This is a genomic window from Vibrio sp. McD22-P3 (assembly GCF_021568915.1).
Classification (GTDB): Bacteria; Pseudomonadota; Gammaproteobacteria; order Enterobacterales; family Vibrionaceae; genus Vibrio; species Vibrio mediterranei.
Genome location: NZ_JAKGTN010000019.1, coordinates 1 through 24784, shown reverse-complemented (window position 1 = coordinate 24784; position 24784 = coordinate 1). Strand labels below are relative to the sequence as shown.

20 protein-coding genes are annotated in these 24784 nt (G+C 44.7%); 11 read left to right on the top strand and 9 right to left on the bottom strand.

Annotated elements, in window-relative coordinates; all coding sequences use genetic code 11:
- Positions 1 to 4 precede the first annotated feature (4 nt).
- Positions 5 to 1597 (bottom strand): Na(+)/H(+) antiporter NhaB, encoded by a 1593-nt coding sequence (gene nhaB / locus L2W36_RS20290; protein WP_038229448.1) that lies wholly within the window; start codon positions 1595 to 1597, stop codon positions 5 to 7.
- Positions 1598 to 2269: 672 nt separating this feature from the next.
- Here nhaB and fadR point away from each other — a divergent pair.
- Positions 2270 to 3109: a fatty acid metabolism transcriptional regulator FadR gene (fadR, locus tag L2W36_RS20285; protein ID WP_006070040.1), complete on the top strand. Its 840-nt coding sequence runs from the start codon at positions 2270 to 2272 to the stop codon at positions 3107 to 3109.
- A 49-nt stretch (positions 3110 to 3158) separates the two neighbouring features.
- Here fadR and L2W36_RS20280 read toward each other — a convergent pair whose 3' ends face one another.
- Both L2W36_RS20280 and metG read right to left on the bottom strand, forming a co-directional pair.
- Positions 3159 to 3965 carry a hypothetical protein gene (locus L2W36_RS20280; RefSeq protein ID WP_236111327.1) on the bottom strand — a complete coding sequence of 269 codons (807 nt, stop codon included), beginning with the start codon at positions 3963 to 3965 and terminating at the stop codon, positions 3159 to 3161.
- Between the two features lie 200 nt (positions 3966 to 4165).
- Positions 4166 to 6232, bottom strand: a complete 2067-nt coding sequence (gene metG / locus L2W36_RS20275; RefSeq protein ID WP_062457845.1) for a methionine--tRNA ligase — start codon at positions 6230 to 6232, stop codon at positions 4166 to 4168.
- 167 nt (positions 6233 to 6399) lie between these two features.
- Here metG and apbC point away from each other — a divergent pair, with 167 nt between their 5' ends.
- From apbC to L2W36_RS20260, 3 genes are all read left to right on the top strand, one after another.
- Positions 6400 to 7476, top strand: a complete 1077-nt coding sequence (gene apbC / locus L2W36_RS20270; RefSeq protein WP_006070043.1) for an iron-sulfur cluster carrier protein ApbC — start codon at positions 6400 to 6402, stop codon at positions 7474 to 7476.
- Between the two features lie 203 nt (positions 7477 to 7679).
- A complete protein-coding gene (gene udk / locus L2W36_RS20265; protein WP_006070044.1) occupies positions 7680 to 8321 on the top strand; it encodes a uridine kinase in 642 nt (213 codons plus the stop codon).
- A gap of 157 nt (positions 8322 to 8478) precedes the next feature.
- The gene (locus L2W36_RS20260; RefSeq protein ID WP_236111325.1) at positions 8479 to 10587 is read left to right on the top strand and encodes an AsmA family protein; all 2109 of its coding nucleotides are present in this window, start codon (positions 8479 to 8481) and stop codon (positions 10585 to 10587) included.
- A gap of 87 nt (positions 10588 to 10674) precedes the next feature.
- On the opposite strand, the gene L2W36_RS20255 is transcribed toward L2W36_RS20260, so the two are convergent.
- From L2W36_RS20255 to cobO, 3 genes are all read right to left on the bottom strand, one after another.
- Positions 10675 to 10968, bottom strand: coding sequence for a hypothetical protein (locus tag L2W36_RS20255; RefSeq protein WP_236111323.1), 294 nt, complete (start codon positions 10966 to 10968; stop codon positions 10675 to 10677).
- A 217-nt stretch (positions 10969 to 11185) separates the two neighbouring features.
- Positions 11186 to 12394 (bottom strand): NupC/NupG family nucleoside CNT transporter, encoded by a 1209-nt coding sequence (locus L2W36_RS20250; RefSeq protein ID WP_038229686.1) that lies wholly within the window; start codon positions 12392 to 12394, stop codon positions 11186 to 11188.
- 322 nt (positions 12395 to 12716) lie between these two features.
- Positions 12717 to 13325 carry a cob(I)yrinic acid a,c-diamide adenosyltransferase gene (gene cobO / locus L2W36_RS20245; RefSeq protein WP_038229460.1) on the bottom strand — a complete coding sequence of 203 codons (609 nt, stop codon included), beginning with the start codon at positions 13323 to 13325 and terminating at the stop codon, positions 12717 to 12719.
- Positions 13326 to 13421: 96 nt separating this feature from the next.
- On the opposite strand from cobO, the gene L2W36_RS20240 reads away from it, so the two are divergent.
- Complete coding sequence (locus L2W36_RS20240) at positions 13422 to 13871, top strand: low molecular weight protein-tyrosine-phosphatase (protein WP_006070049.1); 450 nt, start codon at positions 13422 to 13424, stop codon at positions 13869 to 13871.
- Between the two features lie 51 nt (positions 13872 to 13922).
- On the opposite strand, the gene ansA is transcribed toward L2W36_RS20240, so the two are convergent.
- Both ansA and sppA read right to left on the bottom strand, forming a co-directional pair.
- The gene (ansA, locus tag L2W36_RS20235) at positions 13923 to 14936 is read right to left on the bottom strand and encodes an asparaginase (RefSeq protein WP_031493949.1); all 1014 of its coding nucleotides are present in this window, start codon (positions 14934 to 14936) and stop codon (positions 13923 to 13925) included.
- Positions 14937 to 15049: 113 nt separating this feature from the next.
- Positions 15050 to 16903, bottom strand: a complete 1854-nt coding sequence (gene sppA / locus L2W36_RS20230; protein ID WP_236111322.1) for a signal peptide peptidase SppA — start codon at positions 16901 to 16903, stop codon at positions 15050 to 15052.
- Positions 16904 to 17201: 298 nt separating this feature from the next.
- Between sppA and L2W36_RS20225 the strand changes: the two genes are divergently transcribed.
- From L2W36_RS20225 to L2W36_RS20215, 3 genes are all read left to right on the top strand, one after another.
- Positions 17202 to 19205, top strand: coding sequence for an NADPH-dependent 2,4-dienoyl-CoA reductase (locus tag L2W36_RS20225; protein ID WP_236111321.1), 2004 nt, complete (start codon positions 17202 to 17204; stop codon positions 19203 to 19205).
- A gap of 91 nt (positions 19206 to 19296) precedes the next feature.
- On the top strand, positions 19297 to 19845 hold the full coding sequence (locus tag L2W36_RS20220) for an NAD(P)H nitroreductase (RefSeq protein ID WP_236111320.1): 549 nt from the start codon (positions 19297 to 19299) through the stop codon (positions 19843 to 19845).
- A gap of 99 nt (positions 19846 to 19944) precedes the next feature.
- Entirely contained in the window at positions 19945 to 21897 is a 1953-nt protein-coding gene (locus tag L2W36_RS20215; protein ID WP_171389956.1) for a DNA topoisomerase III, read from the top strand.
- Positions 21898 to 21915: 18 nt separating this feature from the next.
- Here the strand turns inward: L2W36_RS20215 and L2W36_RS20210 are convergent, their stop codons facing one another.
- Positions 21916 to 22602 carry an SDR family oxidoreductase gene (locus L2W36_RS20210; protein WP_236111319.1) on the bottom strand — a complete coding sequence of 229 codons (687 nt, stop codon included), beginning with the start codon at positions 22600 to 22602 and terminating at the stop codon, positions 21916 to 21918.
- A gap of 54 nt (positions 22603 to 22656) precedes the next feature.
- On the opposite strand from L2W36_RS20210, the gene L2W36_RS20205 reads away from it, so the two are divergent.
- From L2W36_RS20205 to L2W36_RS20195, 3 genes are read left to right on the top strand one after another with little or no spacing between them, the layout of a single operon-like run.
- Positions 22657 to 23586 carry a histone deacetylase family protein gene (locus tag L2W36_RS20205; protein ID WP_031494006.1) on the top strand — a complete coding sequence of 310 codons (930 nt, stop codon included), beginning with the start codon at positions 22657 to 22659 and terminating at the stop codon, positions 23584 to 23586.
- Positions 23583 to 24071 (top strand): NUDIX domain-containing protein, encoded by a 489-nt coding sequence (locus L2W36_RS20200; protein ID WP_006070057.1) that lies wholly within the window; start codon positions 23583 to 23585, stop codon positions 24069 to 24071. Before L2W36_RS20205 ends, L2W36_RS20200 begins: the two co-directional genes overlap by 4 nt.
- A 54-nt stretch (positions 24072 to 24125) precedes the next feature.
- The gene (locus tag L2W36_RS20195; protein ID WP_006070058.1) at positions 24126 to 24314 is read left to right on the top strand and encodes a DUF2986 domain-containing protein; all 189 of its coding nucleotides are present in this window, start codon (positions 24126 to 24128) and stop codon (positions 24312 to 24314) included.
- Positions 24315 to 24784: the final 470 nt, after the last annotated feature.

Here is a 24784-nt window from a genome sequence, read left to right as displayed (position 1 = left end):
AAAATTAGTGCCCAGATGAGACACTCGCCTCAATTACCTTGCCTGTGGCTTCGGTAATCCAGCCTAGATCGTAGAATATCGCGGTCATTGGCTCTAAGAGATAAACAATACCAAATAAGCCGACCAAAGCGAGAACGATAGTGTATGGCAGGGCCATGACTACCATCTTGCCATAAGACAAACGAATAAGTGGTGCCAAAGCAGACGTAAGCAGGAATAAGAAGGCTGCTTGTCCGTTCGGTGTTGCTACTGAAGGTAGGTTAGTACCTGTGTTGATAGCGACGGCCAATAAGTCAAACTGCGCTCGGTCAATGACACCCTCGACCAATGCTGTTTTCACTTCGTTAATATATACCGTACCAACGAAGACGTTATCAGATACCATCGACAACAGACCGTTCGCAACATAGAACAGCGCCAACTGAGTACCTTTGTCTTCGATATGCAGTACAGCATCAATGATTGGCTTGAACAGCCCTTGGTCAATAATTACAGCAACAATTGAGAAGAACACTGCAAGTAGTGCCGTGAATGGTAGTGCCTCTTCAAACGCTTTACCCATTGAGTGCTCTTCAATAACACCGGTAAAAGACGTTGCAAGAATAATCACAGACAGGCCAATAAGACCGACAGCGGCCAAGTGCATTGCAAGAGCAACAATCAACCAAACTGCGATAGCACCTTGAATCCAAAGCTTAGCAACATCTTGTTTAGTACGTGTTTTACGTTCTTCGCGGTCGAAATCAACAAGGATTTGACGAACGTTGTCTGGTAGCTTGGCGCCATAGCCAAATACCTTGAATTTCTCAACAAGTGCACAAGTAATAAGGCCACAAACGAATACTGGCGCAGTAACTGGCAGCATTCGCATGATGAACTCACCGAACAGCCAACCTGCTTGATCGGCAATAATCAGGTTCTGTGGCTCACCAACCATGGTCATTACGCCACCCAGTGCGGTACCAACACCAGCGTGCATAAGTAGCGAGCGTAGGAACGCGCGGTAATCTTCTAAGTCATCACGAGTTAGTTCAGATAAGTGTTCATCTTGAGTATGGTCATGAGAAGAACTGCTAGGTTGACCAGACGCGACTTTGTGATAAATCGAGTAGAAACCTACAGCTACGCTGATAACAACAGCGATAACGGTCAGAGCATCTAGGAACGCAGACAGAAAAGCGGCTGCGAAACAGAATGCGAGAGACAACATTGTTTTAGAGCGGATACCGAGAAGTATTTTGGTAAAGATGAACAGCAAAAGCTGCTTCATAAAGTAAATACCGGCAACCATAAACACTAAAAGCAATAGAACTTCAATGTTGTTGACGATTTCATGCTTCACCATACCCGGGCTGGTCATCCCAATTGCAACGGCTTCGATTGCAAGTAGGCCACCAGGCTGTAATGGGTAGCATTTTAGCGCCATAGCAAGCGTGAAAATGAACTCAATGACCAACAGCCAACCAGCGGTAAACGGGTCAATGAAGAAGAAAACGATAGGGTTGATAATTAGGAAAGCGATGATCGCTACTTTATACCAATCGGGAGCCTTACCAAGAAAGTTCTTGATAAAAGCATTTCCTAAAGACATCGGCATAGTAATACTCTTATGTTGTTATTAATCGACAAATGCAAGGGTACGAGAGTATTTGAGAGGGCTTCCAAAATATCTAACTTAAAAAACTTAGTAAACGAACAATGCTTACATGGAGTGGAGATCATTGTTCACTTGCCAAGTCCCTCAGTTGCTAAGCACTCCTTGCTTCGCCCGAAACTCTACTCTTCGGTAAGATATAGTCAACAAAAATTACAAATTCAGATTGGTAAATTTCTACTTTTTGTTAAAAACGCGATCTATGTGTAATAAGCAAAACATAGACCTATACAATAGTTGCGTTTTTAGCCTCTAGGTGGCTGACCACCTAAAACATGACTCATGGATAGTATTCGAAACATAGCCTTCAAAAAAGTATGTTTTTTAGCGTGATTTGCGCCTAATACTCGATAAAAACGTATTGATTAGTTTTGGCTATGATAGGTTGAATAACCATAATCTATAAGGGGTTTGAGGTTAATAGAACATTAATATATATGTAATACTTATGCCTCGTACCTATAAATGGTTATGCTGAGAAAATTGTTAAAATGGAATATTTACTCTATTTTGGTATTGTTACAGATATAAGTAGTGTAGGTTTACCAAATTCTCGAAGTAGTGGTATGATGAGTTCTATACACGAATAAATAAAATGATTGGATACACCCCATAATGGTAATTAAGGCGAAGAGCCCAGCAGGGTTCGCTGAAAAGTATATTATTGAGAGCATCTGGAATGGCCGTTTTCCTCCTGGCTCCATTCTTCCAGCTGAACGAGAGCTATCTGAACTAATTGGGGTAACAAGAACCACGCTTCGAGAAGTACTACAGCGCCTAGCAAGAGATGGTTGGTTGACGATCCAACATGGCAAGCCAACAAAAGTGAATCAATTTATGGAGACGTCTGGTCTTCATATCCTAGATACGCTGATGACTCTTGATGCGGATAACGCGACTTCTATCGTAGAAGATTTGTTAGCAGCGAGAACGAACATCAGTCCAATCTTCATGCGCTATGCGTTTAAAGCTAATAAAGAGAATTCTGAGCGCACGATTGAAGGTGTGATTGATTCTTGTGAGAGTCTGTTGAAAGCGGAGTCGTGGGACGAGTTTGTTGCTTCTTCCCCATACGCTGACAAGATCAAACAGAACGTAAAAGATGAAGGTGAGAAAGATGAAGCTAAGCGCCAAGCCATGCTGGTAGCTCGCACTTTCAACTTCTATGATTACATGCTTTTCCAGCGCCTAGCATTCCATTCTGGGAACCAAATCTATGGTTTGATATTTAACGGTCTTAAGAAGCTTTATGATCGTGTAGGTAGCTACTACTTCTCGAATCCAGAAGCACGTGCCTTGGCTCTTAACTTCTATAAAGAGCTTCTAGATGTTTGCCAAACGGGTAATAGAGACAAATTACCGTTGGTTATTCGTCACTATGGTATTGAGAGTAGTCAGATCTGGAATCAGATGAAGACCACTCTTCCGACGGATTTTACCGAAGACGACAGTTAAAAATGAAAAGGCCACAATCGTGGCCTTTTTTGTGAGTGCAAGTCTAGCTTCAGACGATGACCGAATTGGGAATCGGCTGGTATAGTTCTTCTGCTAGCTCTTTAATGATGCCATCGTAGTTGGTGAATATAAGTTCAGAGAGCTCCGACATGAGCTGATACATAAATTCTTTATCGAGCTCGGCTTTCGGATGGTCAATCAACGCCTCTATTTTCCCTATGGCAGTGCTGTACATAGGAGAGGGAATAGACAGCGGACCTACTAAGCTAAGTTGGTTAACCTTGCGATGGATTTGATTGCAGTAATGCAAGGCGCGTTGTTTGCCGAGCTCAGAGTCAATGCTATCTATACAAAGTCTTAACTGAGTTAGGCAATCAAGCGAGTCAATAACACTTTGCCATAGAGTACGATACTCTTGTTCTAAGTCCTCTCTTTCTACAGCCATCAACCAAGCAACCAGAATGTCATCAATCAGCAGTAATGTCTGGCGGATGAGCTTGCCATGTACAATTTGGTTTTTGTTGACGCTGTGTTTCTTCCAAGAACGACTTAATAGCTTAATATTGCTGTGCAGCACACGGTACATAGGCTTGTTGTCGAAGTGAGCAATGTCAGTCAATGCAAGACAGCACTCTTCCATTGCGACTTCAATTTTCTGTAGCTGCTTATTCTTCTTCTGCTCAAACATCAATGTGTAGTGAGTAGCGGTACGGTGCTGTCTGACTAATGTGACTAACTCACGTAAATGAACGATGAGTTGATATTTACGCTCAGTTTTTGCCTCGGTGACTTTGGCATATCGATAGATAGCTGCAAGAATGGCTAAAGATAGAAGTAGAGACAGTAATACAAACATAACGACCTCCTTTGTCGAACAATATCTACTGTCTATGTCTCAGCAAGCTCAATGCCAATTGATTATTCATTTAAAAACAATGAGTTATATATAAGCCAGTCAATGGGAGTGCGACTAATTGGTGCAAATGCACATTTTGTGTGAATTCTGTCACAAAAAAAGCCAGCGCGAAGGCTGGCTTTTAGTCATAAAAGAGTCGGTTACATCACTCGCATACCTGGCTGTGCGCCTTCATGCGGTTCAAGTATCCAAAGATCGCTGCCACCTGGTCCTGCAGCCAAGATCATGCCTTCAGACATGCCAAATTTCATCTTGCGAGGTTTTAGGTTTGCAACCATCACGGTTAGCTTACCCTCAAGCTCTTCTGGCTTATACGCGGACTTAATTCCTGAGAATACTTGACGCGTTTCACCACCAATATCAAGCTGGAATTTCAATAGCTTGTTTGCTTTTGGCACTTCTTCGCAGGAGATGATACGAGCAATGCGCATGTCAACTTTAGCAAAAGCATCAAACTCGATCTCTTCTGCAATTGGGTCTTTGCTTAGTTCAGTTTCAGTCTTAGCCGCTTCCGCTTTTTCCTTCGCAGCTTGCTCTGCCGCTGCGTCTTCTTTAGACGCTTCGATCATTGCTTCTACTTTCTTAGGATCAATACGGTTGAACAGAGCCTTGAACTTAGTGATCTCATGAGCAGTGAGTGGCTGCGCAATGCCATCCCATGATAGCTCTTCGTTTAGGAAAGCTTCAGTGCGAGCAGCAAGAGCAGGCATTACAGGCTTGAGATAAGTCATCAGCACACGGAACAAGTTGATACCAACAGAGCAGATATCTTGTAGCTCTTGGTCTTTGCCTTCTTCTTTCGCGACAACCCATGGTGCTTTTTCATCAACATATTGGTTTGCTTTGTCAGCAAGTGCGGTGATTTCACGAATTGCACGACCAAATTCGCGAGCTTCATACAACTCGGCAATGCGATCAGCAGCGGCTACAAATTCATTGTATAGCTCTGGCTCAGCGAAGTTTTCAGAAAGTTTGCCTTCGAAACGCTTAGTAATGAAACCTGCATTACGTGAAGCCAAGTTAACAATCTTATTCACCACATCGGCATTTACACGTTGCGTAAAGTCTTCAAGGTTAAGGTCAAGATCGTCGATACGGCTGTTCAGTTTTGCAGCGTAGTAGTAACGTAGACATTCTGGGTCTAGGTGGTCAAGGTAAGTGCTTGCTTTCACAAATGTACCTTTAGACTTAGACATTTTCGCGCCGTTAACCGTTACGTAGCCGTGAACGAATACGTTGTTTGGTTTGCGGAAACCAGAACCTTCAAGCATTGCAGGCCAGAACAAGCTGTGGAAGTAAACAATGTCTTTACCAATGAAGTGGTAAAGCTCAGTGCTACTGTCTTTGTTCCAGTACTCTTCAAAGTCTAAGTCGTCGCGCTTGTCACATAGGTTTTTGAATGAACCCATATAACCGATAGGTGCATCTAGCCACACGTAGAAGAACTTGTCTTTTTCGCCAGGGATTTCGAAACCGAAATACGGTGCATCGCGAGAGATGTCCCACTGTTGTAGACCAGATTCAAACCACTCTTGCATCTTGTTTGCAGTTTCAGTCTGAAGTGAGCCAGATCGAGTCCACTCTTTCAACATGCTTTCAAATTGAGGCAAGTCGAAGAAGAAGTGCTCAGAATCCTTCATGATTGGTGTTGCACCGGATACCGCAGACTTAGGGTTGATAAGTTCTGTTGGGCTATATGTTTCACCACAGTTGTCACAGTTATCACCGTATTGGTCTTCAGACTTACACTTAGGGCAAGTACCTTTAACAAAACGGTCTGGGAGGAACATCTCTTTCTCTGGGTCAAACAACTGAGAAATAGTGCGGCTAGAAATAAAGCCGTTCTTTTTCAATTCCAGATAGATGTGAGATGCAAGCTCGCGGTTCTCTTCTGAGTGCGTGCTGTGGTAGTTATCAAAACTGATATCGAAGCCAGCGAAATCTTTTTGGTGCTCTTCGCTAACTGCAGCGATCATTTCTTCTGGCGAGATCCCCATCTGCTGAGCTTTCAGCATGATTGGTGTGCCGTGAGCGTCATCAGCACAAATGAAGTTTACTACGTTGCCACGTAGACGTTGGTAGCGCACCCAGATATCCGCTTGGATATGCTCAAGCATATGTCCTAAGTGAATAGAACCGTTAGCGTACGGTAGCGCGCAAGTGACCAACAGTTTCCTTGAGTTAAGGTTTCTTGGATCGGTTGCCATACTTTAGTTTCGCTTTCTTTATTCAGAGTAAAATATTCGCTAATACTACATGATGACTGTCATGACTCCAAGGTATCCAGAGTCAATCCCCATAACTTTTTTGGGGTTCTGGTTCTGGCGACGTAATGCTAATCTTAACAGGACTAAAAAATAATAAGGAAAGCAAGATGCGCACGTTCGAATCAAAACAAGATTTTTGCCAGTGGCTCGGGGAGTTTCACGGGGAAAACCTAAAACTGGGTTGGAGCGAGTCACCGGATGTAGTGTCTGTATCGGCATCTGGTGAATTTCAGATTACGTTACCTTTCGCTAATCAATCACTGATTTCAGAGCTGACGACTTGGATTAAAACGCAGCAACAATCAAACCAAGTGGCAGCATTTGAGTTTTCTGTATCAAGCCAAGTGAAAGCACTAGAAACTACGGTGGCGTCAGAAATCAAAGGCGTGAAGAACGTCATAGCGGTCACGTCCGCAAAAGGAGGGGTCGGGAAATCGACAACAGCGGTCAACCTAGCGCTTGCCATCAGCAAGCTTGGGGCGAAGGTAGGTATTCTCGATGCCGACGTCTACGGGCCATCTATTCCGATGATGTTTGGGCAAATCAATGCGCATCCCGAAGTCCGTGACGGAAAGTGGATGCAACCAATTGCGGCGCACGGCATCTATACTCAATCTATCGGTTACCTTATTAGCTCTGATGATGCGGCGATTTGGCGCGGTCCGATGGCATCCAAAGCGTTAGCTCAGCTGCTTAATGAAACCGAATGGCCAGAACTTGATTATCTGGTGATTGATATGCCGCCAGGGACTGGCGATATCCAACTCACCCTGTCTCAACAGATCCCGGTGACTGGCGCATTGATTGTCACCACCCCACAAGATTTAGCGCTAGCAGATGCTATCAAAGGTGCCGCTATGTTTGAAAAAGTGTCTGTTCCTGTGGTGGGTATCGTCGAAAATATGAGTTATCACATTTGTAGCCAATGTGGCTCGAAAGAACATATTTTTGGCGCAGGTGGTGCTGAATGGATGGCTTCGAAATTCGGTCTTAACCTGCTGGGCCAAGTTCCGCTTCATATTGATATTCGAGAATCCATTGATAATGGTGCGCCAACTGTGGTGTCTAACCCAGAAGGTGAACATGCTCAAATCTACACACAATTGGCTGAAAGAGTATGTGCAGACCTGTATTGGAATGGAAAAGCTAAACCGGAATCCATCTTGTTCAAAATGGTGGAATAACGGAGAAACCGAGCTAGTTGTGAGCTCGGTTTCTTATTGCCTTCTACTTTGTAAAATGAAGTAATCGATTGCAATTTCCTATTTCTTGAGCGAGGGCAAAATTGGGCATCAAATAAGTGAGATCTCGACTAGTATCTAAGGGTTGATGTCCATATAATTACCCGGTTTTGTCCTCACCACCATATATGTACTAGGTGCAAAGAATGTCTGATAATAATCAATGTGTCATCGTAGGTATCGCTGGCGCTTCTGCTTCCGGAAAAAGCCTCATTGCGAGCACAATCTATAACGAACTTCGCGAGAAGGTAGGCGACCATCAAATCGGAGTGATCACGGAAGATTGTTACTACAATGACCAAGGTCATTTGAGTATGGAAGAGCGTGTAAAAACGAACTACGACCACCCAAGTGCACTGGATCATGACTTGCTTTGCGACCATCTTGAAAAGCTGATTCAAGGCGAAGCGGTAGAAGTGCCAGAATATAGCTACTCCGAACATACTCGCACTGATAACACTACGTCGATGACACCAAAGAAAGTCATCATCCTTGAAGGTATTCTTCTTCTGACTGATCCTCGTCTTCGCAAGCTAATGCATGCGACGGTATTTATGGATACTCCGCTTGATATCTGCCTACTGCGTCGCGTTAAACGTGATGTTGAAGAGCGCGGACGTACCATGGAATCCGTTCTTCAGCAGTACCAAAAAACGGTTCGTCCTATGTTTATGCAGTTTATTGAGCCGTCAAAACAGTACGCTGATATTATCGTTCCACGTGGCGGTAAAAACCGTATTGCGATCGATGTACTCAAAGCACACATCGCAAAGCTGTTAAAAGCGTAATCCTTACAATATTCGGATTGAATTCTTACGTTATAAGTAACCAAACTGTTCTATACTGAACGGGTGCACGTATAACGTTTAAATTGCTTTATTTTTTAATAGATTAGTGGCACTTTATGTGCCACTTTTTGTTTTCCGCTTTGCAAGGAAGATGCGAATGAAAAAACTACTCCTTATCTTGGCGATCCCGATTGTGCTTATCGTCGTCGCTATCGCCGCCTTGGTGATGTTTGTAAACCCTAATCAGTTCAAACCTATGATAACTGAGCAGGTTCAGGCACAAACTGGTCTAGAACTTGAAATAAGCGGTGACATCAGTTGGCAGTTCTTCCCTTCACTTGGATTTGAACTTGGTCAAACAAATCTTAAGAATCCTCAGGGCTTTAAGAATCCCAATCTATTCAGTGTCAGCCAAGTGGGCGTGAGTGTTGGGGTGATGCCTCTGCTCGATAAAACCCTAGAAATTGGTTCTGTGACGCTTGATGGTGCGCAAGTTCATTTAGAAACATTAAAAGACGGAACGTCTAACTTGGACGCGTTGACTGCGGCTAGCAAAGAGGCTGAATCTGCAACCCCAGCCGATAAGGCAGCGACCGAGCCTGAGACTACGTCGTCCGCGTCTGCCGCACAAGGTTGGAGCATTTCACTTTCTGGTGTGACGGTGTCCAATGCGTTACTTGAGATTTCTAACGAAGAAACAGGGTCATTCACCAAGCTTTATGATGTCGGTTTAAATGTCTCTCAGTTCGCAGCAGACCAATGGACTACAGCCGACTTTGATTTGAAAGGTCAAAACAACGACCAGAGTTTTACTGCTAAAGGTACTGCAGACTTTAAGTTGAGCAAGGACTTTGCTGAGTACGCACTGAAAAACATCAAGTTCGATGCTACATATCAAGATACGGTTAATAATGTTGAGCAAGCTCAACTTACGGTAGCGACATTCGAATTTGATAAACCAAACAGTATTGAGTTTGCGGTTAAAGGTAAAACGCCAGATCTTAGTTTCGATGCCAAAGGTGGTACATCATTTGAAATTGATAAAGCGATGACCATGCTTAAGTTAAGCGCGTTGACACTTGACTCTACCTTAGAGGGTAAACCACTACCTCAGTCTCCAATGAAAGTTGGTATGTCATCAGATCTTAGCTTTGATCTTAAGAAGAGCTTCTTGAACTTTGTGCTTCAAAAACTATCACTCAATAAAATGGAGCTAGATGGGAAGGCGACGGTTCAATTGGCTGATATCCCGAAAGTTCGCTTCTCACTACATAGTCCTAATATTGATCTTGATGAGTTCTTAGGATTAAACCAAACTCAGACCGGCAATAAAACAGCCAATGCTGGTGGCCAGCCAACCGCTTCTTCAGGCAAATCTGCACCTGTGAAAGAGGTAGAACCTGACTTAAGTGCACTTAAAGGCTTGGATGTAAAAGGCAGTGTAACGATTGATAAGTTTAAAGCGGCTAATGCGCACATGCAGAAAGTAAAAGCCGACTTTTATGTTAATCGTGGCGTAGCAGAACTAACGTCATTTAGTTCTCAACTGTATAGCGGATCAATTACAGCAAAAGCAAAACTGGATGCGCGTAAATCACCAGCGTCTTACAGTGCCGTGAAGCGCATTAAAGGCGTAAAAGTACAACCGCTTTTAAAAGATGTTGCTAACAACGACATGCTCGAAGGCACCGGCAATATCGATGTGAATGTTACAGGTAGGAGCTTGACCCCAACGGGTATTAAGAAAAATCTAGCGGGTACGGTGAAGATCAATTTTGCTGATGGTGCCGTCAATGGTATCAACGTTGCACAGATTATCAGAGAAAATTACGCTCGCTTTAAAGGTCAGTCAGTTGAAGCTGAAAAAGGGCCTAAGAAAACCGACTTTAGCGCGATGAAAGCTACACTCAAGCTAGCCAAAGGTGTCGTATCCACCAAAGATATGTCAGCAGAATCGCCGCTATTGCGTATTCAAGGTGAAGGATCTGCGAATTACATTAATGAGACGGTCGACTTTTTGGTGCGCACTTCTATCGTAGGGACATTGGAAGGGCAAGGTGGTCAAAGCATTACGGAGCTGCGTGATGTTACGATTCCAATCAAGGTGACCGGCGCTTGGACTGATCCAAAGTTCGCTCTTGTATTTGACGATGTGTTGAAACAGAAAGCTCAAAAAGAAGTAGAACGCGCGACTGAGCGTCTTGGTATTAAAGATGAAAAGACCAAGAAAGCCGTCGATGGGCTACTAAAAGGGCTGTTTAACTAAACTAGCCAGCTACAAGTAAAGCCAATGCCAGTGTGTATCACGCTGGCATTTTTCGTATTGGCGGAACGAATTACGTTAGAGATGTTGCTACCAATGGTAGTCAAGATCTTGCTCTTCTTCGAGCTCCTCAACTGCTAGAAGCTGCCATGATTCTATAAGTGCTGTGGCAGCGGCCATTGTGATAGTTTTGTATAAGTTGTGAGTAGCATGGGTAGGCAAGCCGTCATGTTGCAGAGTAATCGAATAGCTACTCTCATGTTGGCTCTTTTCGATATTTTCCCAGTCTTGCTTTAACTGTTTGATAGGTTGAGTTGAACTTTGGCCAAGTATAAATCGGTGCTCATTACTACCAATCCATAGGATCAAACGACCACTTTCCATGAAACCCTCCTTGTTATCAAGATGTTGTGTTTGTGTTAATTTAACCAATTGTGACGACAGTTTCACGCCAAGTTGATTGTCTGATTGTACCTAAATGGGGTGACAGAGTGTTGTTGCTGGGAGAGGAGTCAGTAAGAATTAAGGCGAGGATAGCAGATTTAAAGTACTAACAAGCTGACACTTTAAACTGCTACCCTGAAGATAGTTTTACCTTGCGTTAAAGCGCAATGAAAATGCCCGCTAAACAAGCACTCATTAGGTTGGCTAACGTACCGGCTAGCACGGCTTTAAGGCCCAGGCTTGCCACGTCAGAGCGGCGCTCCGGTGACATTACACCAATAGACCCTAGCTGAATGGCAATAGAGCCAATGTTGGCGAAACCGCAAAGAGCGAATATAACGATAACTTGGCTGTGCTCCGATAAGCTAGCTTGATGCTGAATGAAGTCGATGAAAGCAACAAATTCGTTCATGACTACCTTTTGGCCGATAAATGACCCTGCCATCAGCATCTCACTTTGATCGACACCAATAAGCCAAGCTACTGGAGCGAAGAGGTAACCGAATAGCAGTTGTAATGTGATTCCTTGCGCACCAAACAGCTCCGCTATGGATTCAATAGCGGCGTTAGCCATCGCAATAACACTGACAAAAGCGATAAGCATCGTACCCACTGCGACCGCAACTTTTACTCCGTTCATTGCCCCCGCTGCTAAGGCATCGATCACATTACTTTGATCGCCAGTATCTAAGTCGACAGAGTCATGAGCTACCGGAGTTTGTTGCTCAGGTACGATAAGCTTAGCCATCATTAGGGATCCTGGCGCAGCCATAAAACTTGCGGCGATTAAGTACTTTAGCTCTACGCCTAACCCGGCATAGCCACCAAGAACACTACCTGCCACAGACGCCATTCCGCCCGCCATGACTGCGAACAGTTCCGAGCGTGTCATAGTTGCAAGGAAAGGACGAATAAGCAGTGGGGACTCACCTTGTGATAGGAATATGTTGCCGGTTGCCACCAACGATTCCGCTTTGCTTGTTCCCAAGAACTTCTGAATTAAACCACCGAGTACGCGGATAACCGCTTGCATGATGCCAAGGTAGTAAAGTGCCGAAATAAGAGCGCTAATAACGATGATGATAGGAAGAACACGGATGGCAAAAATAAAGCCTTCAGAAGCTAAATCACCAAATAGAAATTGAATACCAACGTCGGAGAAGCTAAGTACTTTGGCAACACCAGAACTCATCGCGCCAAGAACATGTTGACCAAAAGGAATGTAAAGAACAAAAGCAGCAAACAATGTTTGAAGGAGGAGTGCGCGTAATACGGTATTCCAGTTAATTGCTTTACGGTTTTCGGAGAAAATAAAACCGATAGTTAACAGCGAGATAATGCCTACAAAACCAAACAGGATAGTCATTAACATTGGGTCACCTCACCGTAGCTTAGACAGTTAAGCATGGAATACGATGACCAAGAGGAAACAGCGGAAAGCTGAGGAAACCACTGATTGTGGTAACTGAAGATAAATTTGCCCATTTTTATACCCTTTACAAGCGTGGAGATTGCAGCTGGTCCAAATCCTTGGGTCGTTCACAGTTCCTTGGTGACGGCTTGTATTGGTGTATAGCTAGAAGATTACGCAACAATGCGAAGTGCCCTAGCAAACGGGAGGGCAGTATACAGTAAAAAATGAGACTTACATCTCATTTTTTACTCTTTTGGTTCGATTGGCTAGAACATCACCAATCAACACCTTTTAGTGCTTTTACGCCTGATTCGAAGGCGTGTTTGACATTTTTAACCTCTGAAACGGTATCTGCAATGTCAATGAGAGTTCGGTGAGCACCGCGACCGGTGATAATGACAGACTGCATTTTTGGTCGGTTGGTTAACGCTTCTACCACTTCTTCCAAATCGATATAGCCGTAGCTCACCATGTAGGTCAGTTCGTCAAATAGAACCACATCAAGTGATTCGTCTTTAAGCATGCGTTTACATTCTTGCCAAACTAACTGAGCTGCTTCCGTATCAGCGGTTTTGTTTTGGGTCTCCCAAGTAAAGCCTGTTGCCATCACTTGAAACTCAACACCTAACTTCTCGAGTAGGTTACGTTCGCCGTTATCCCATGTTCCTTTGATAAACTGAGCAACCGCGCACTGCTTTCCATGACCAACGGCTCGAGCAATGGTACCAAAGCCAGATGTTGACTTGCCCTTACCGTTTCCGGTGATGACTAACAACAAACCTTTTTCTTCTTGAGCGTTGGCGATCTTTTTATCTACGTTTTCTTTTACTTTCTGTTGTCGTGCTTTATGACGATCCTGTTTTTGCTCTTCGGAGAGTGACATGGTGATTCCTTATGTTTAGCTGCTAGTCCTCTGTGTTCGGTATATGATAATGAAATAGAAACAGAAAAAAACAAGACAAAGTTCAGGGGTAATAGGATGAAAAAGATATTGGTGGTTTGCATGGGCAATATTTGTCGCTCGCCAACGGGTGAAGCGGTATTACGCTCTAGAGCAGCGAATCAAGGGGTTGAGGTCCTTATCGATTCAGCAGGGACGATTGGCTACCATCACGGTGACGCCCCTGATAAGCGAGCGCAAGCCGCTGGCGAAGCTCGTGGTTACTCGTTTTCGGGAATAAAAGCGCGACAAGTGACAGATGAAGACTTTGAGATCTTTGACATGATTCTAGCCGCAGATAAGGATAACTTGGCCGACCTTAAACAACGTTGTCCTCAACATCTCAAATACAAACTTTCGTTGTTTCTTAGCCATGGCTCTTCATCCTATAGTGAGATCCCAGACCCTTACTATGGAGGGGAGCAGGGCTTTGAGTTGGTGTTGGATCTGATTGAAGAAGCGGCCGATGCAGTGTTAGCCAAAGTCTAATGGCAAAAAACGCAGCTTAGCTGCGTTTTTAAAACGATCAATAGTAAGGATTTATTTACTCATTTCACCACGTAGCACTTCTAACATTTGGGCTTTAACTTCTTCGTAGCCCAAGTTTTGGCTAAGTAGGTAATGTAGCTTGGCTAGAGCCGCTTCTGGGGTCATGTCAAAACCACTGATAACTCCGGCATCGGCTAGGGCACAGCCAGTGGCATAACCGCCCATATTAACTTTACCTGCTAGACATTGGGTAAGGTTGACCACAATCACGCCACGTTCAGAGGCTTCTTTTAGGTGTGCGAGAAGCTCAGGGTTTTGTGGTGCATTACCTACACCGAAAGTAAGCAATATCATAGCGTTAACAGGTTGAAGTAGCGTGTTACGAATCACTTCATGTGAGATGCCTGGGTACATAGTAATGACCCCAATAGGCTGTGGTGTGATGTCGTGTACTTTAAACTTGCCCTCAGGCATTTTGTTCAGTTCTACACCACTACCTAACTGAATATTGATACCCGCCTCTAAAATCGGCGGCATGTTTGGAGACGTAAACGCGTTGAAGCCATCGGCGTGAGATTTGGTACTGCGGTTACCGCGCATTAGTTGATTATTGAAGAACAGTGTGACTTCGTTAATCGGATAGTTAGCCGCAATGTGCAGTGCATTCAAAAGGTTAGCTTGTCCATCAGAACGTAGCTCCGCTAAAGGAATCTGTGATCCGGTGACAATGACTGGCTTACCTAGATTTTCTAGCATAAACGATAGTGCTGATGCGGTATACGCCATCGTATCGGTGCCATGCAGAATAACGAAGCCGTCATAGTTGTCATAGTTATCACGAATATCGTCAGCAATCTGTTGCCAATCTGCAGGTGTCATGTCTGAAGAGTCAATCAACGGTTCGTATTCGTGAATAGTAAACTCTGGCATTTCAGGGCGATGGAATTCCGGCATACTAGCCAGTTGCTTTTCCATAAAACCGGCGACGGGAATATAGCCGTGATCGGACTTTTGCATGCCGATGGTGCCGCCAGTGTACGCAATATAGATGTGTTTTCTTGTCATGCCAGGGATCGCTTTATTATCAAGGGGAACAGATGCAGGCGATTATAACCAAATCAAATAAAAGAGCCACCGATTGGTGGCTCTAGATAAATGAATTTGTTAGCTCTGCATGCCTACTGGATATTACAGGTCAAGCACAGTACGTACTGGCCTTTTGGGTCATTAAAGCTTTCCAGCAAACTGGCTTGTTGTTGCAACTGAGTCGCGACAGGCAGTAAGCTTTGTGGGACCCAAGCAGATATGTCGAGTCCAAGACTCACTTTTACCTGCTGCATAATATCTTGGACGAACTGTTGCGCTGGGCTTAGCGGTTCTTCGACCCAATAGATATCGTACTTCTCCATACCTCCGAGTTCAGCAGCGAGAGCGACAGCATCATCAAAATCGCCAATCTGGTCAACCAAGCCTCGCTCTAATGCGTCTTTACCGGTCCATACTCGACCTTGCGCGACGGAGTCGACATCCGTGACAGACATGTTGCGGTTATTCGCGACTAACGTAATGAAGCGCTTATATCCATTTTCGATGCCGATTTGGAATGCTTTTGACGCGCCTTCACTGATGCCTGTGGTTACACCAACGCCTGAGAAGGGTGATGTACCAACGCCATCGGTATTAATCCCAATATTGTTTAACCCTTTCTCGAAGGTTGTTACCACACTAAAGATACCGATTGAACCAGTGATGGTCGTTGGCTGTGCCATGATCTTATTAGCGTTCATAGAAATCCAATAACCACCGGAGGCAGCAACACTCGACATGGACACTACGACAGGCTTACCAGCATCGCGCAGCGCTTGAACCTCGTTGCGAATCACTTCTGAAGCAAACGCACTTCCACCTGGGCTATCAACACGCAATACCACTGACTTAACGGAGTCGTTTTCACGAGCCTGTTTGAGAAGGGCTGCTGTTGTATCACCGCCGACAGTACCACGCGGTTGCTCACCATCCATGATGGTGCCGCTCGCTACGATGACGGCAACTTGGTTATCTGGCTGCTTTGGTAGGTCATATGGAATGGATGCCAAGTACTCGTAATAACCCACAGCGTTAAAGCCACCATCGCCGTCGCTACCAAATGCCTCGACCATAGCCTGATTGACTTGCTGTTTGGTAACAAGTTCGTCGACCAATCCTAGTTGCTTAGATAACGCGGCTAAATCGCCGTCAGCAGCTTCTAGTTCTTTAAGAAATTCATCCATGGTTGGCGTTAAAACGCTGGTTTCGATTTGACGGTTAGAGGCAACATCATCTACGTAAGCGCCCCATAGCTGTGAAACCCAGCGAGTGGCAGACTCTTTCGCTGCATCAGACATGTCATCACGAAGGAATGGCTCGACCGCGGATTTGTAAGTACCGACTCTGAATACATGAGTTGTCACATCGAGTTTTTCGAGTAACGTCTTGTAGTACATTGAGTACGCGCTGTAGCCTTTGATAAGTACCGCACCATCAGGAGCAAGGTAGACTTTGTCGGCATAGCTAGCCAGATAGTATTGACTTTGATTGTAGAAAGCACCGTAGGCATAGATAGGCTTGCCTGTCGCCTTAAACTCATTCAACGCTTTAGCAATGTAGCGAAGTTTGGTTAAACTAGTTTCCGGCATGTCTCTCAACGATAGCACTAATCCTTTTACAGAATCATCAGTCGATGCGTGGCGGATTGAATCTACTATATCAAACAGAACGTTTTCTTTTGGAAGGTCGCGCCCGAACAGTGATCCAGTGACAGAATCCATAGGATTCACATAACTGCTTTGCTCGACGATAGGCCCAGAAATGTTCAGGACTAACGCTGACTCTTTTTTGACGGTAGCTGGCGCAGGTTCGACTTGAGTGAAAGCAAAATAGATCATTGCAATCACAGCAAAGAAGAGCAGGTTAATAATGGCAAGTCTGGTAAAGTTAATGACTTTCCAGAACCCTTTGAAGATCAAACCGATAAATCGAAATACTTTTTTCATCATCTCTCCACATCACCAATTGGTGAGTGTTTTTGTCCCTAAACATCAATTACTAGTGTAGCGTTGGCGTGGCAGATTCGCTGTATGAATAATGTAATTGTACGTGCTTGTTGCCACTATCACTCAATCAAGGTTTTAAGTGAATAAAAATTAAAGACTTAACATACTAGATTAAGTTCAAATATTCAGGAAAAAATTTTTAATAATGTTGAGAAAATGTAAACGCTAGTTTGATTTTTTAACCTTTACATAATATTCTGGTCAGACCACAACTATAACAACGGAAGTGAAGTCTGCTATGTACCCGAACTTACTTAAGCCTCTGGATTTAGGATTTACCCAACTACGTAATCGTGTGCTGATGGGATCGATGCACACAGGTCTTGAAGAACACAAGGAAGGACTGCATAAGCTTGCTGCATTTTATGAAGAGCGAGCCAAAGGAGGAGTAGGCTTGATTGTCACTGGCGGATTTGCGCCAAACCTTCGCGGACGTCTTGCCCCTTTTGCTGCTGAATTTAGCAAGCCAAAACATGCCAAAGCGCATAAAGTTGTTACTGAGGCTGTGCATAAGCATGGCGGTAAAATCGCATTGCAAATTCTTCACGCTGGTCGTTATGGTTACCACCCGTTTTCACAAAGCGCATCGAAAATAAAATCACCTATTTCTCCTTTTGCACCTAGTGAAATGAGCAGCCGTCAAATCTGGAAGACTATCGACGCTTATGCAAACAGTGCATCACTGGCGCAAGAAGCAGGGTATGACGGTGTTGAAATCATGGGTTCGGAAGGTTACTTCATCAACCAGTTCATCTGTAAGCGCACCAATGTTCGCTACGATGAGTGGGGTGGTAGTTATGAAAACCGTATCCGCTTACCGTTAGAAATCGTTAAAGCAGTAAGAGCGGCTGTGGGTAAAGAGTTTATTATCATTTTCCGACTCTCGATGCTGGATCTGGTCGAGCAAGGCAGTACTTTTGAAGAAGTGGTACAGCTTGGCCAGGCGCTTGAGCAGGCTGGCGTAACGATAATCAATACTGGTATTGGTTGGCACGAAGCGAAAGTACCGACGATTGCCACTCAAGTTCCTCGCGGTGCTTTCACCTGGGTAACCGAAAAAATCCGTCCTTATCTCAATGTGCCTGTTATCACGACTAACCGAATAAATACACCGGAAGAAGCCGAGCGGATACTTTCATCAGGGCACGCTGATATGGTCTCGATGGCGAGACCTTTCTTGGCCGACCCAAACTTTATCGCGAAGGCAGAGCAAGGCAAGTCACAACTAATCAATACGTGTATAGGTTGTAACCAAGCGTGCTTGGATAATGCATTCAAAGGCAAGCGCGCCACTTGTTTGGTCAACCCTCAAGCGTGTTATGAAACGGACTTAATCGTCAAGAAGGCAGTAAATAGTAAGACCATTGCCGTTGTAGGTGCCGGGCCTGCAGGATTAGCGTGTGCGACCATGTTGGCGGAAAAAGGCCATTCTGTGGATCTTTTCGAGAAGAGTGACCGCATTGGTGGCCAGTTCCGTTTAGCGATGCAAATCCCAGGTAAAGAAGAATTCAGAGAAACTATCCGTTACTTTGCCAACCGTATTGAAGAGACCGGCGTCAAGCTACATCTTGACACCGAAGCGACGTCTGACCTGCTACGCGAATATGATGAAGTAGTGATGGCGTCCGGTGTTCAGCCAAGAATGCCCAAGCTTGAAGGTATCGATAACCAAGATAAAGTCATCGACTATCAAACATTGATTCGCGATAAGACACCAGTAGGTGACAACGTGGCGATCATGGGGGCAGGCGGTATTGGGGTCGATGTTGCGAGCATGATTACTGAACCTCATGGTCAGACGTTAGATGACTGGTTACACGAATGGGGCATCGACAAAACCATCGAGCATCCAGGTGGTCTATTCCCATTCCCGGAAGAAGTGACCGATACCAATGTCTGGGTAATGCAGCGTAAAGAAGGCAGAGTAGGTAAAGGCCCGGGTAAAACGACAGGCTGGATCCACAAGAAAACCCTTGAAAAGAGAGGTGTACATCTTTTAGGTGGTGTGACTTATAACAAGATTGATGATCAAGGTCTGCACATTACTGTCAAAGGTGAAGAGCAATTGATACCCGCAGATAAAGTGGTCATCTGCGCTGGACAAGAGTCTGTAAAACCATTCGAAGAGCAGTGGCAAAGCTTTGGTGACAAATTGCATGTTATTGGTGGTGCTGACTATGCTGGTGAACTGGACGCGGTTAGAGCGATTCGCCAAGGTGTCGAATTAGCTGCCAAGCTATAAAGTACATTGAGAACAGTTCTCACTTTTGCTGTCATGACGTTAACGTTTTGTTATAATGAGCGTTATTACAACAAACAAAAAGGGAAGTGTTATGGATGCCCTAGAACTGTTACTCAATAGGCGTTCGATTGCTCGACTATCAGAACCGGCTCCTGAAGGAGAAGCGTTAGAAAATATTATTAGAGCGGGCCTACGTGCTCCGGATCATGCAGGACTTACTCCTTGGCAGTTTGTGCTGGCGCAAGGTGATGGCAGACAGAAACTGGCTGATATCCTAAGTGATGCCGCTGCTCAAGCGGGCAGTGAGGAGGCGGTGATTGAAAAAGCTAAGAAAGCCCCTTTTCGTGCTCCTCTAGTCATCACCGTCATTGCGAAAGTGATGCAACATGACAAGGTACCCGCAATCGAGCAGCATCTTTCTGCTGGCTGTGCAGTTCAAGCAATGCAAATGGCAGCTGTGGCTCAAGGCTTCCAAGCATTTTGGCGTTCGGGCAAATGGATGTTTGATGAACACGTTCGTCGGGCGTTTGGCGTTGAGGGTGATGATCAAATCGTTGGCTTTCTCTACGTCGGTACGCCCGGATGTACACCAATGAAAGCGCCAGAGCGTGATTTAAATAAATACGTTAAGTTTCTATAACGGAATATTTACCTGGCTATTTATACAGTTTTTCTTGATTCTTAAAGGTAAGCTTAGTTAAGCTTACCTTTATTTTTTCAGATACCTGTGACCTTCTCTATGACTCGTCTCTTTATTGCCGAAAAACCCAGCTTAGGGCGTGCTATTGCCGCCGCTTTGCCAAACCCTCAAAAGAAAGGCGACGGATACATCCAATGTGGAAATGGTGATGTGGTCACATGGTGTATTGGTCATCTGCTTGAGCAGGTAGAGCCTGATGCCTACGATGAGCGTTATAAAAAGTGGAATCTGAATGATCTGCCTATCGTGCCAAATCAGTGGCAACTCAGACCTCGAAAAAGTGCTTCAAAACAGCTCACTGCGGTAAAGAAACTACTAAAAACGGCGACCAGTATTGTTAACGCGGGAGACCCAGATAGGGAAGGGCAACTTCTGGTTGATGAGGTGATCGACTACTGTAAGGTTCCGAAAGCCAAGAAAGATACTGCTCAGCGTTTGTTGATTAGCGATTTAAACCTTCCGGCGGTAAAAAAAGCGCTCAATTCTATGCGCATGAATCAAGAGTTTATTCCACTTTCGGTATCGGCATTAGCACGTTCACGAGCGGATTGGCTTTATGGGATGAATATGTCTCGGGCCTATACGCTTCTCGGACAAAAGGCGGGTTATCAAGGTGTGTTATCTGTTGGGCGAGTACAAACACCCGTGTTGGGATTGGTGGTTCGTCGTGATGAAGAAATCGAGAACTTTGTTCCCAAAGACTATTACACTTTACACGCCTTGATTCCTTACCAAGATTCGCACGCGGCCTTTGACATTCGTGCCAAATGGAAACCAAGTGAAGCCTGCCAACCATGGCAAGATGAAGAAGGAAGAGTGCTGAATAAAAAGCTGGTGGAAAATGTCGCGAGTCGAATTCAAGGACAGCCAGCAAAAGTCACTAAGTCAGAGCATAAGTCGACAAAACAGAATGCGCCTTTACCGTACTCTTTGTCTGCTTTACAGATTGATGCGGCCAAGCGTTTTAATATGAGCGCGCAACAAGTGTTGGATGTTTGTCAGGCTCTGTACGAGAAGCACAAACTTATTACCTATCCACGTTCTGATAACCGATATTTACCTAAAGATCATTTTTACCAAGCGAATGATGTCCTAAGTGCAATAAAGAACAATAGCAGAGAGCATGCTCAGGCGGTTGATGACGCGGACAGCAGTCGTAAGTCTAAAGCGTGGAACGACAGCAAAGTGGATGCACACCACGCTATTATTCCGACACCAAAGAAAACCAGCAGTGTGCTATCTGGGTTTGAAGAGAAAATCTATGGGTTGATCGCGCGTCAGTATTTAATGCAGTTTTATCCAGCCGCGGTTTACGCCGAAGCCATGTTAGAGTTCGATATTCAAGGTGGCTGTTTTATTGCTAAAGGCAAGCGCTTGCAGCAACCTGGTTGGCGAGTCTTGTTAGGGAACTCTGCTAACGAACAAGAGGATGGCGTAGATGCCGTTCCGCCTTTGGAAGTCGGTACCGAACTCATCTGTCGCGAAGGTGTAATCGCAGAGAAGAAAACCGAGCCACCAAGACATTTCACCGAGGCAACATTACTTCAGGCGATGACCGGGATCAGCCGATTCGTTGAGGATAAATCGCTGAAGAAAATCCTACGTGATACCGATGGTATCGGAACAGAAGCAACGCGTGCGGGTATTCTTGATACACTTTTTAAACGCAAGTTGCTTAATCGTCAGGGCAAGTCAGTTATTAGCACTTCTGCAGGAAGAGGTTTAATTCATGCGCTACCTGATGAATCGACCTATCCTGATATGACAGCCCACTGGGAGTTTCAGCTGCAAGGCATGGCTGAGAAAACGCAGTCCTATACGCCATTTATGGCTGAGCTCAATAACCGCCTTGAACAGCTTATGCAACAAGTGAAGTCAGGCCCTGTGCCGGATTCTCTCAAAAATTTGCCCAAAGTTGAGAGACCGGCATTTAAGAAACGACGTTTTAGTAAAGGAAAAAAAGCGCCTAGTAAGACCAAGAGCCGCAGCTAATATCGAATGACTAATGATCTACCAAGGAAGTGGTTGACCGTTGAAGTTAATAAATTGGCCTGACTGGTTGGAGTCAGCGTTTTCGATGACCTTGAACAAGCCAGATGCTGATTCTGTGGTTGAGATAAGAGCATTTGGACCGCCCATCTCGGTTTGAACCCAACCCGGATGTAATGCCAGAACGGTAATACCTTCTTGGCTTAAATCGTTACTCAAACTCTTAACTACTGAGTTCAGTGCGGCTTTTGAGGAGCGATAGATGTACCCACCACCTGATGTGTTTTCTGTCATGCTACCAACTTTAGAGGATAAGCACGCAATTTTCCTAACCGCGGAGCGTTGAATTTTGGGATACAGCGCTTCCACCAATTTAAGCGGAGCGATGGTGTTAATTTCTAACACCTTGCGCCACTCATCGATGTCTGTATTGCCGAAACCGTAGCCTTTGGGGCCATAATAGCCTGCATTATTGATTACTATATCTAGGTTGGGTAACTGTGCGAGAAGTTGCGGATAGGTTGGATAATCGGTGACGTCAAAGCAGTATGTAGACAGGTTTGACTCACTTACCTCCAGAGACAGCAGCTCCTTAGCGCTGCATGCACTGCGATAAGTGGCGTGTACTTGGTAGCCAGATTGAAGGTATCTTTTGGTAAGAGCAAGACCAATACCTCGATTTGCCCCTGTAATGAATACGGTTTTCATATGTGCTCCCTAACGATAAGATGCTCCCATTATAAATGAAATCTAGAGCGTCTGATGCACAACAACGTTGTTCCTTTGATTTATCACCCTATCTATTCTGATTTACCATTGCCAGAAGGACATCGTTATCCTATCAACAAATACCGTTTGCTGTATGAAGAGGTTGAGCGAAAGTATTTACGCTTGGCCGAATCTCCTTTTGTCATAAAAACACCTAGCCCGTTGACGGTAGAGCAAGTGCAACAGGTTCACTGTAGAGACTATGTTGAGGGTTTGGTCACAGGAAGCTTACCTGCAGCGAAGATAAGAAGAATAGGCTTTCCTTGGACAGAGCAGCTTATTCAACGAACACTGATCTCAGCTGGTGGGACGTGTTTAGCAGCACAACAAGCGATGGAGTATGGTTTAGCGATTCACTTAAGTGGCGGTTATCATCACGCCCATTACGATTTTGGTAGTGGTTTCTGCTTGTTCAATGACCTTATTATCGCCGCGCAAAATGCAATAGAGCATGGGATGGAGAAAGTACTGATTGTTGATAGTGATGTACATCATGGCGATGGAAGTGCGACCCTTGCCGCAGGTACTGATCAAATAGTGACTCTATCACTTCATTGCGAAAAGAACTTTCCCGCGAGAAAGCCGTTATCTGATATGGATGTGCCTTTAAGTCGAGGTGCGAGTGACAAAGAGTTCTTGGCAAGCTTCAAGCAAGTGGTTGAACTAGCAATACGACTGCATCAACCCGATCTGATTATTTATGACGCGGGTGTAGATATTCACGAGGACGATGAACTAGGCTATCTACAAGTGACCTTGGACGGAGTATGCCAGCGTGATTTATGGATGCTGGACTACTGTCGAAATAAAGGTATCCCTGTCGCTTGTGTCGTTGGTGGTGGTTATCGAACAGAGCATAGCGATTTAATTCCTATTCACATGTCACTTATCGATGCGGCATACCAGCAAAGGAGCGGCAAATGAAGCACAGAATAAGAGCGGCAGGTATCGCGTTACAAAATAATAAGATACTAATGCTTCGTGTGCGCGACCAATACTCAGGAGAATACTGGATTCCACCGGGTGGTGGCCTTGAGGATTCGGATGTGTCTTCCAAGCAAGCGTTAGTGCGAGAGTTTCGTGAAGAGACTGGGCTTGATGTGACCGTCGGGCCGTTATTGTGTGTACGGGAGTTTCATGAGACCTCATCCGATCGCTACCACGTTGAGTTGTTTTATTTAGTTGAGTCATGGAGAGGAGAGCTTTCTCTAGTTAACCTAGAGGGACTTAATGACTCTGAGTACATTCAACAAGTAGCTTGGGTTGATGTTGAAGATCTCAATCAATACAAAGTCTTTCCAGCTGACATTGTGTCTACGGTACTTCCACTGATTCAAGCCAAGCAGTTTGCGACCCATTTAGGAAGTTATGTCCAAGGAGAGAATGACGATGTGAACCACCTAGATTAACGGCAATAACCTCTGTATGATGCACGACCAACACAGAACCAATGAGTACCTGCGATGAACCGTAAGAAAAAAATCAACCAGATTCATAAAGCGCGAATGAAAAAAGCGAACGCTAAAAAGAATGGCGCAGGGAAGAATAAACCGCGTTACATATCTAAAGCCGAACGTGCGAAGATGGAAGCGGAGCAAGAAGCACAAAATAACAATGAAGTGTTAGATGCGCCTGAACAGGCAACATCATAATGTTTAGCAAGTCTGGTTGAGCAGTTTAAAACCGCTCAACCCCAACCATATCAATTACTTCAACTTCAGCTTCTTCTCAAGCACTGCGCAGTGCAAAAAGTATCACCAGAAACTCTTAAGCCAAGATTCCTTATATAAGACGCACAATTTCATGTGAGCGTTTTCAGGGAAAGGAATCGCTATGACCTTAAATCGACATACTTATTTTATTAATACTAGCTTTACGCCATGACTCGGCTGCGTAGTCAGTATAAACCATCATTTCTTTACGTTTGTAGGTAAGCACACTGCGGATATTTGATAAGTGTTGTTAAGTAGGTGTATAGAAACGTTAGATGCAAAAAAGCCGCTACTTAGTAGCGGCTTTTTCTGAATGTGGCGGAGAGATAGGGATTTGAACGCTACGCCTAAAAACTAAAACTGCTTATTTTACAATGAGTTGTCTAGATTTCTAGAAAATCAATTTGTTG

Bases quoted from the DNA above. Each gene is read 5' to 3' on its own strand.
- L2W36_RS20210 (WP_236111319.1), bottom strand. From the start codon at position 22,602: ATGAAAACCGTATTCATTACAGGGGCAAATCGAGGTATTGGTCTTGCT.
- ansA (WP_031493949.1), bottom strand. From the start codon at position 14,936: ATGACAAGAAAACACATCTATATTGCGTACACTGGCGGCACCATCGGC.
- L2W36_RS20250 (WP_038229686.1), bottom strand. From the start codon at position 12,394: ATGACTATCCTGTTTGGTTTTGTAGGCATTATCTCGCTGTTAACTATC.
- L2W36_RS20205 (WP_031494006.1), top strand. From the start codon at position 22,657: ATGCACAACAACGTTGTTCCTTTGATTTATCACCCTATCTATTCTGAT.
- fadR (WP_006070040.1), top strand. From the start codon at position 2,270: ATGGTAATTAAGGCGAAGAGCCCAGCAGGGTTCGCTGAAAAGTATATT.
- sppA (WP_236111322.1), bottom strand. From the start codon at position 16,903: ATGAAAAAAGTATTTCGATTTATCGGTTTGATCTTCAAAGGGTTCTGG.
- L2W36_RS20215 (WP_171389956.1), top strand. From the start codon at position 19,945: ATGACTCGTCTCTTTATTGCCGAAAAACCCAGCTTAGGGCGTGCTATT.
- L2W36_RS20200 (WP_006070057.1), top strand. From the start codon at position 23,583: ATGAAGCACAGAATAAGAGCGGCAGGTATCGCGTTACAAAATAATAAG.
- cobO (WP_038229460.1), bottom strand. From the start codon at position 13,325: ATGTCACTCTCCGAAGAGCAAAAACAGGATCGTCATAAAGCACGACAA.
- metG (WP_062457845.1), bottom strand. From the start codon at position 6,232: ATGGCAACCGATCCAAGAAACCTTAACTCAAGGAAACTGTTGGTCACT.
- L2W36_RS20225 (WP_236111321.1), top strand. From the start codon at position 17,202: ATGTACCCGAACTTACTTAAGCCTCTGGATTTAGGATTTACCCAACTA.
- L2W36_RS20220 (WP_236111320.1), top strand. From the start codon at position 19,297: ATGGATGCCCTAGAACTGTTACTCAATAGGCGTTCGATTGCTCGACTA.
- L2W36_RS20240 (WP_006070049.1), top strand. From the start codon at position 13,422: ATGAAAAAGATATTGGTGGTTTGCATGGGCAATATTTGTCGCTCGCCA.
- udk (WP_006070044.1), top strand. From the start codon at position 7,680: ATGTCTGATAATAATCAATGTGTCATCGTAGGTATCGCTGGCGCTTCT.
- L2W36_RS20260 (WP_236111325.1), top strand. From the start codon at position 8,479: ATGAAAAAACTACTCCTTATCTTGGCGATCCCGATTGTGCTTATCGTC.
- L2W36_RS20195 (WP_006070058.1), top strand. From the start codon at position 24,126: ATGAACCGTAAGAAAAAAATCAACCAGATTCATAAAGCGCGAATGAAA.
- apbC (WP_006070043.1), top strand. From the start codon at position 6,400: ATGCGCACGTTCGAATCAAAACAAGATTTTTGCCAGTGGCTCGGGGAG.
- L2W36_RS20255 (WP_236111323.1), bottom strand. From the start codon at position 10,968: ATGGAAAGTGGTCGTTTGATCCTATGGATTGGTAGTAATGAGCACCGA.
- L2W36_RS20280 (WP_236111327.1), bottom strand. From the start codon at position 3,965: ATGTTTGTATTACTGTCTCTACTTCTATCTTTAGCCATTCTTGCAGCT.
- nhaB (WP_038229448.1), bottom strand. From the start codon at position 1,597: ATGCCGATGTCTTTAGGAAATGCTTTTATCAAGAACTTTCTTGGTAAG.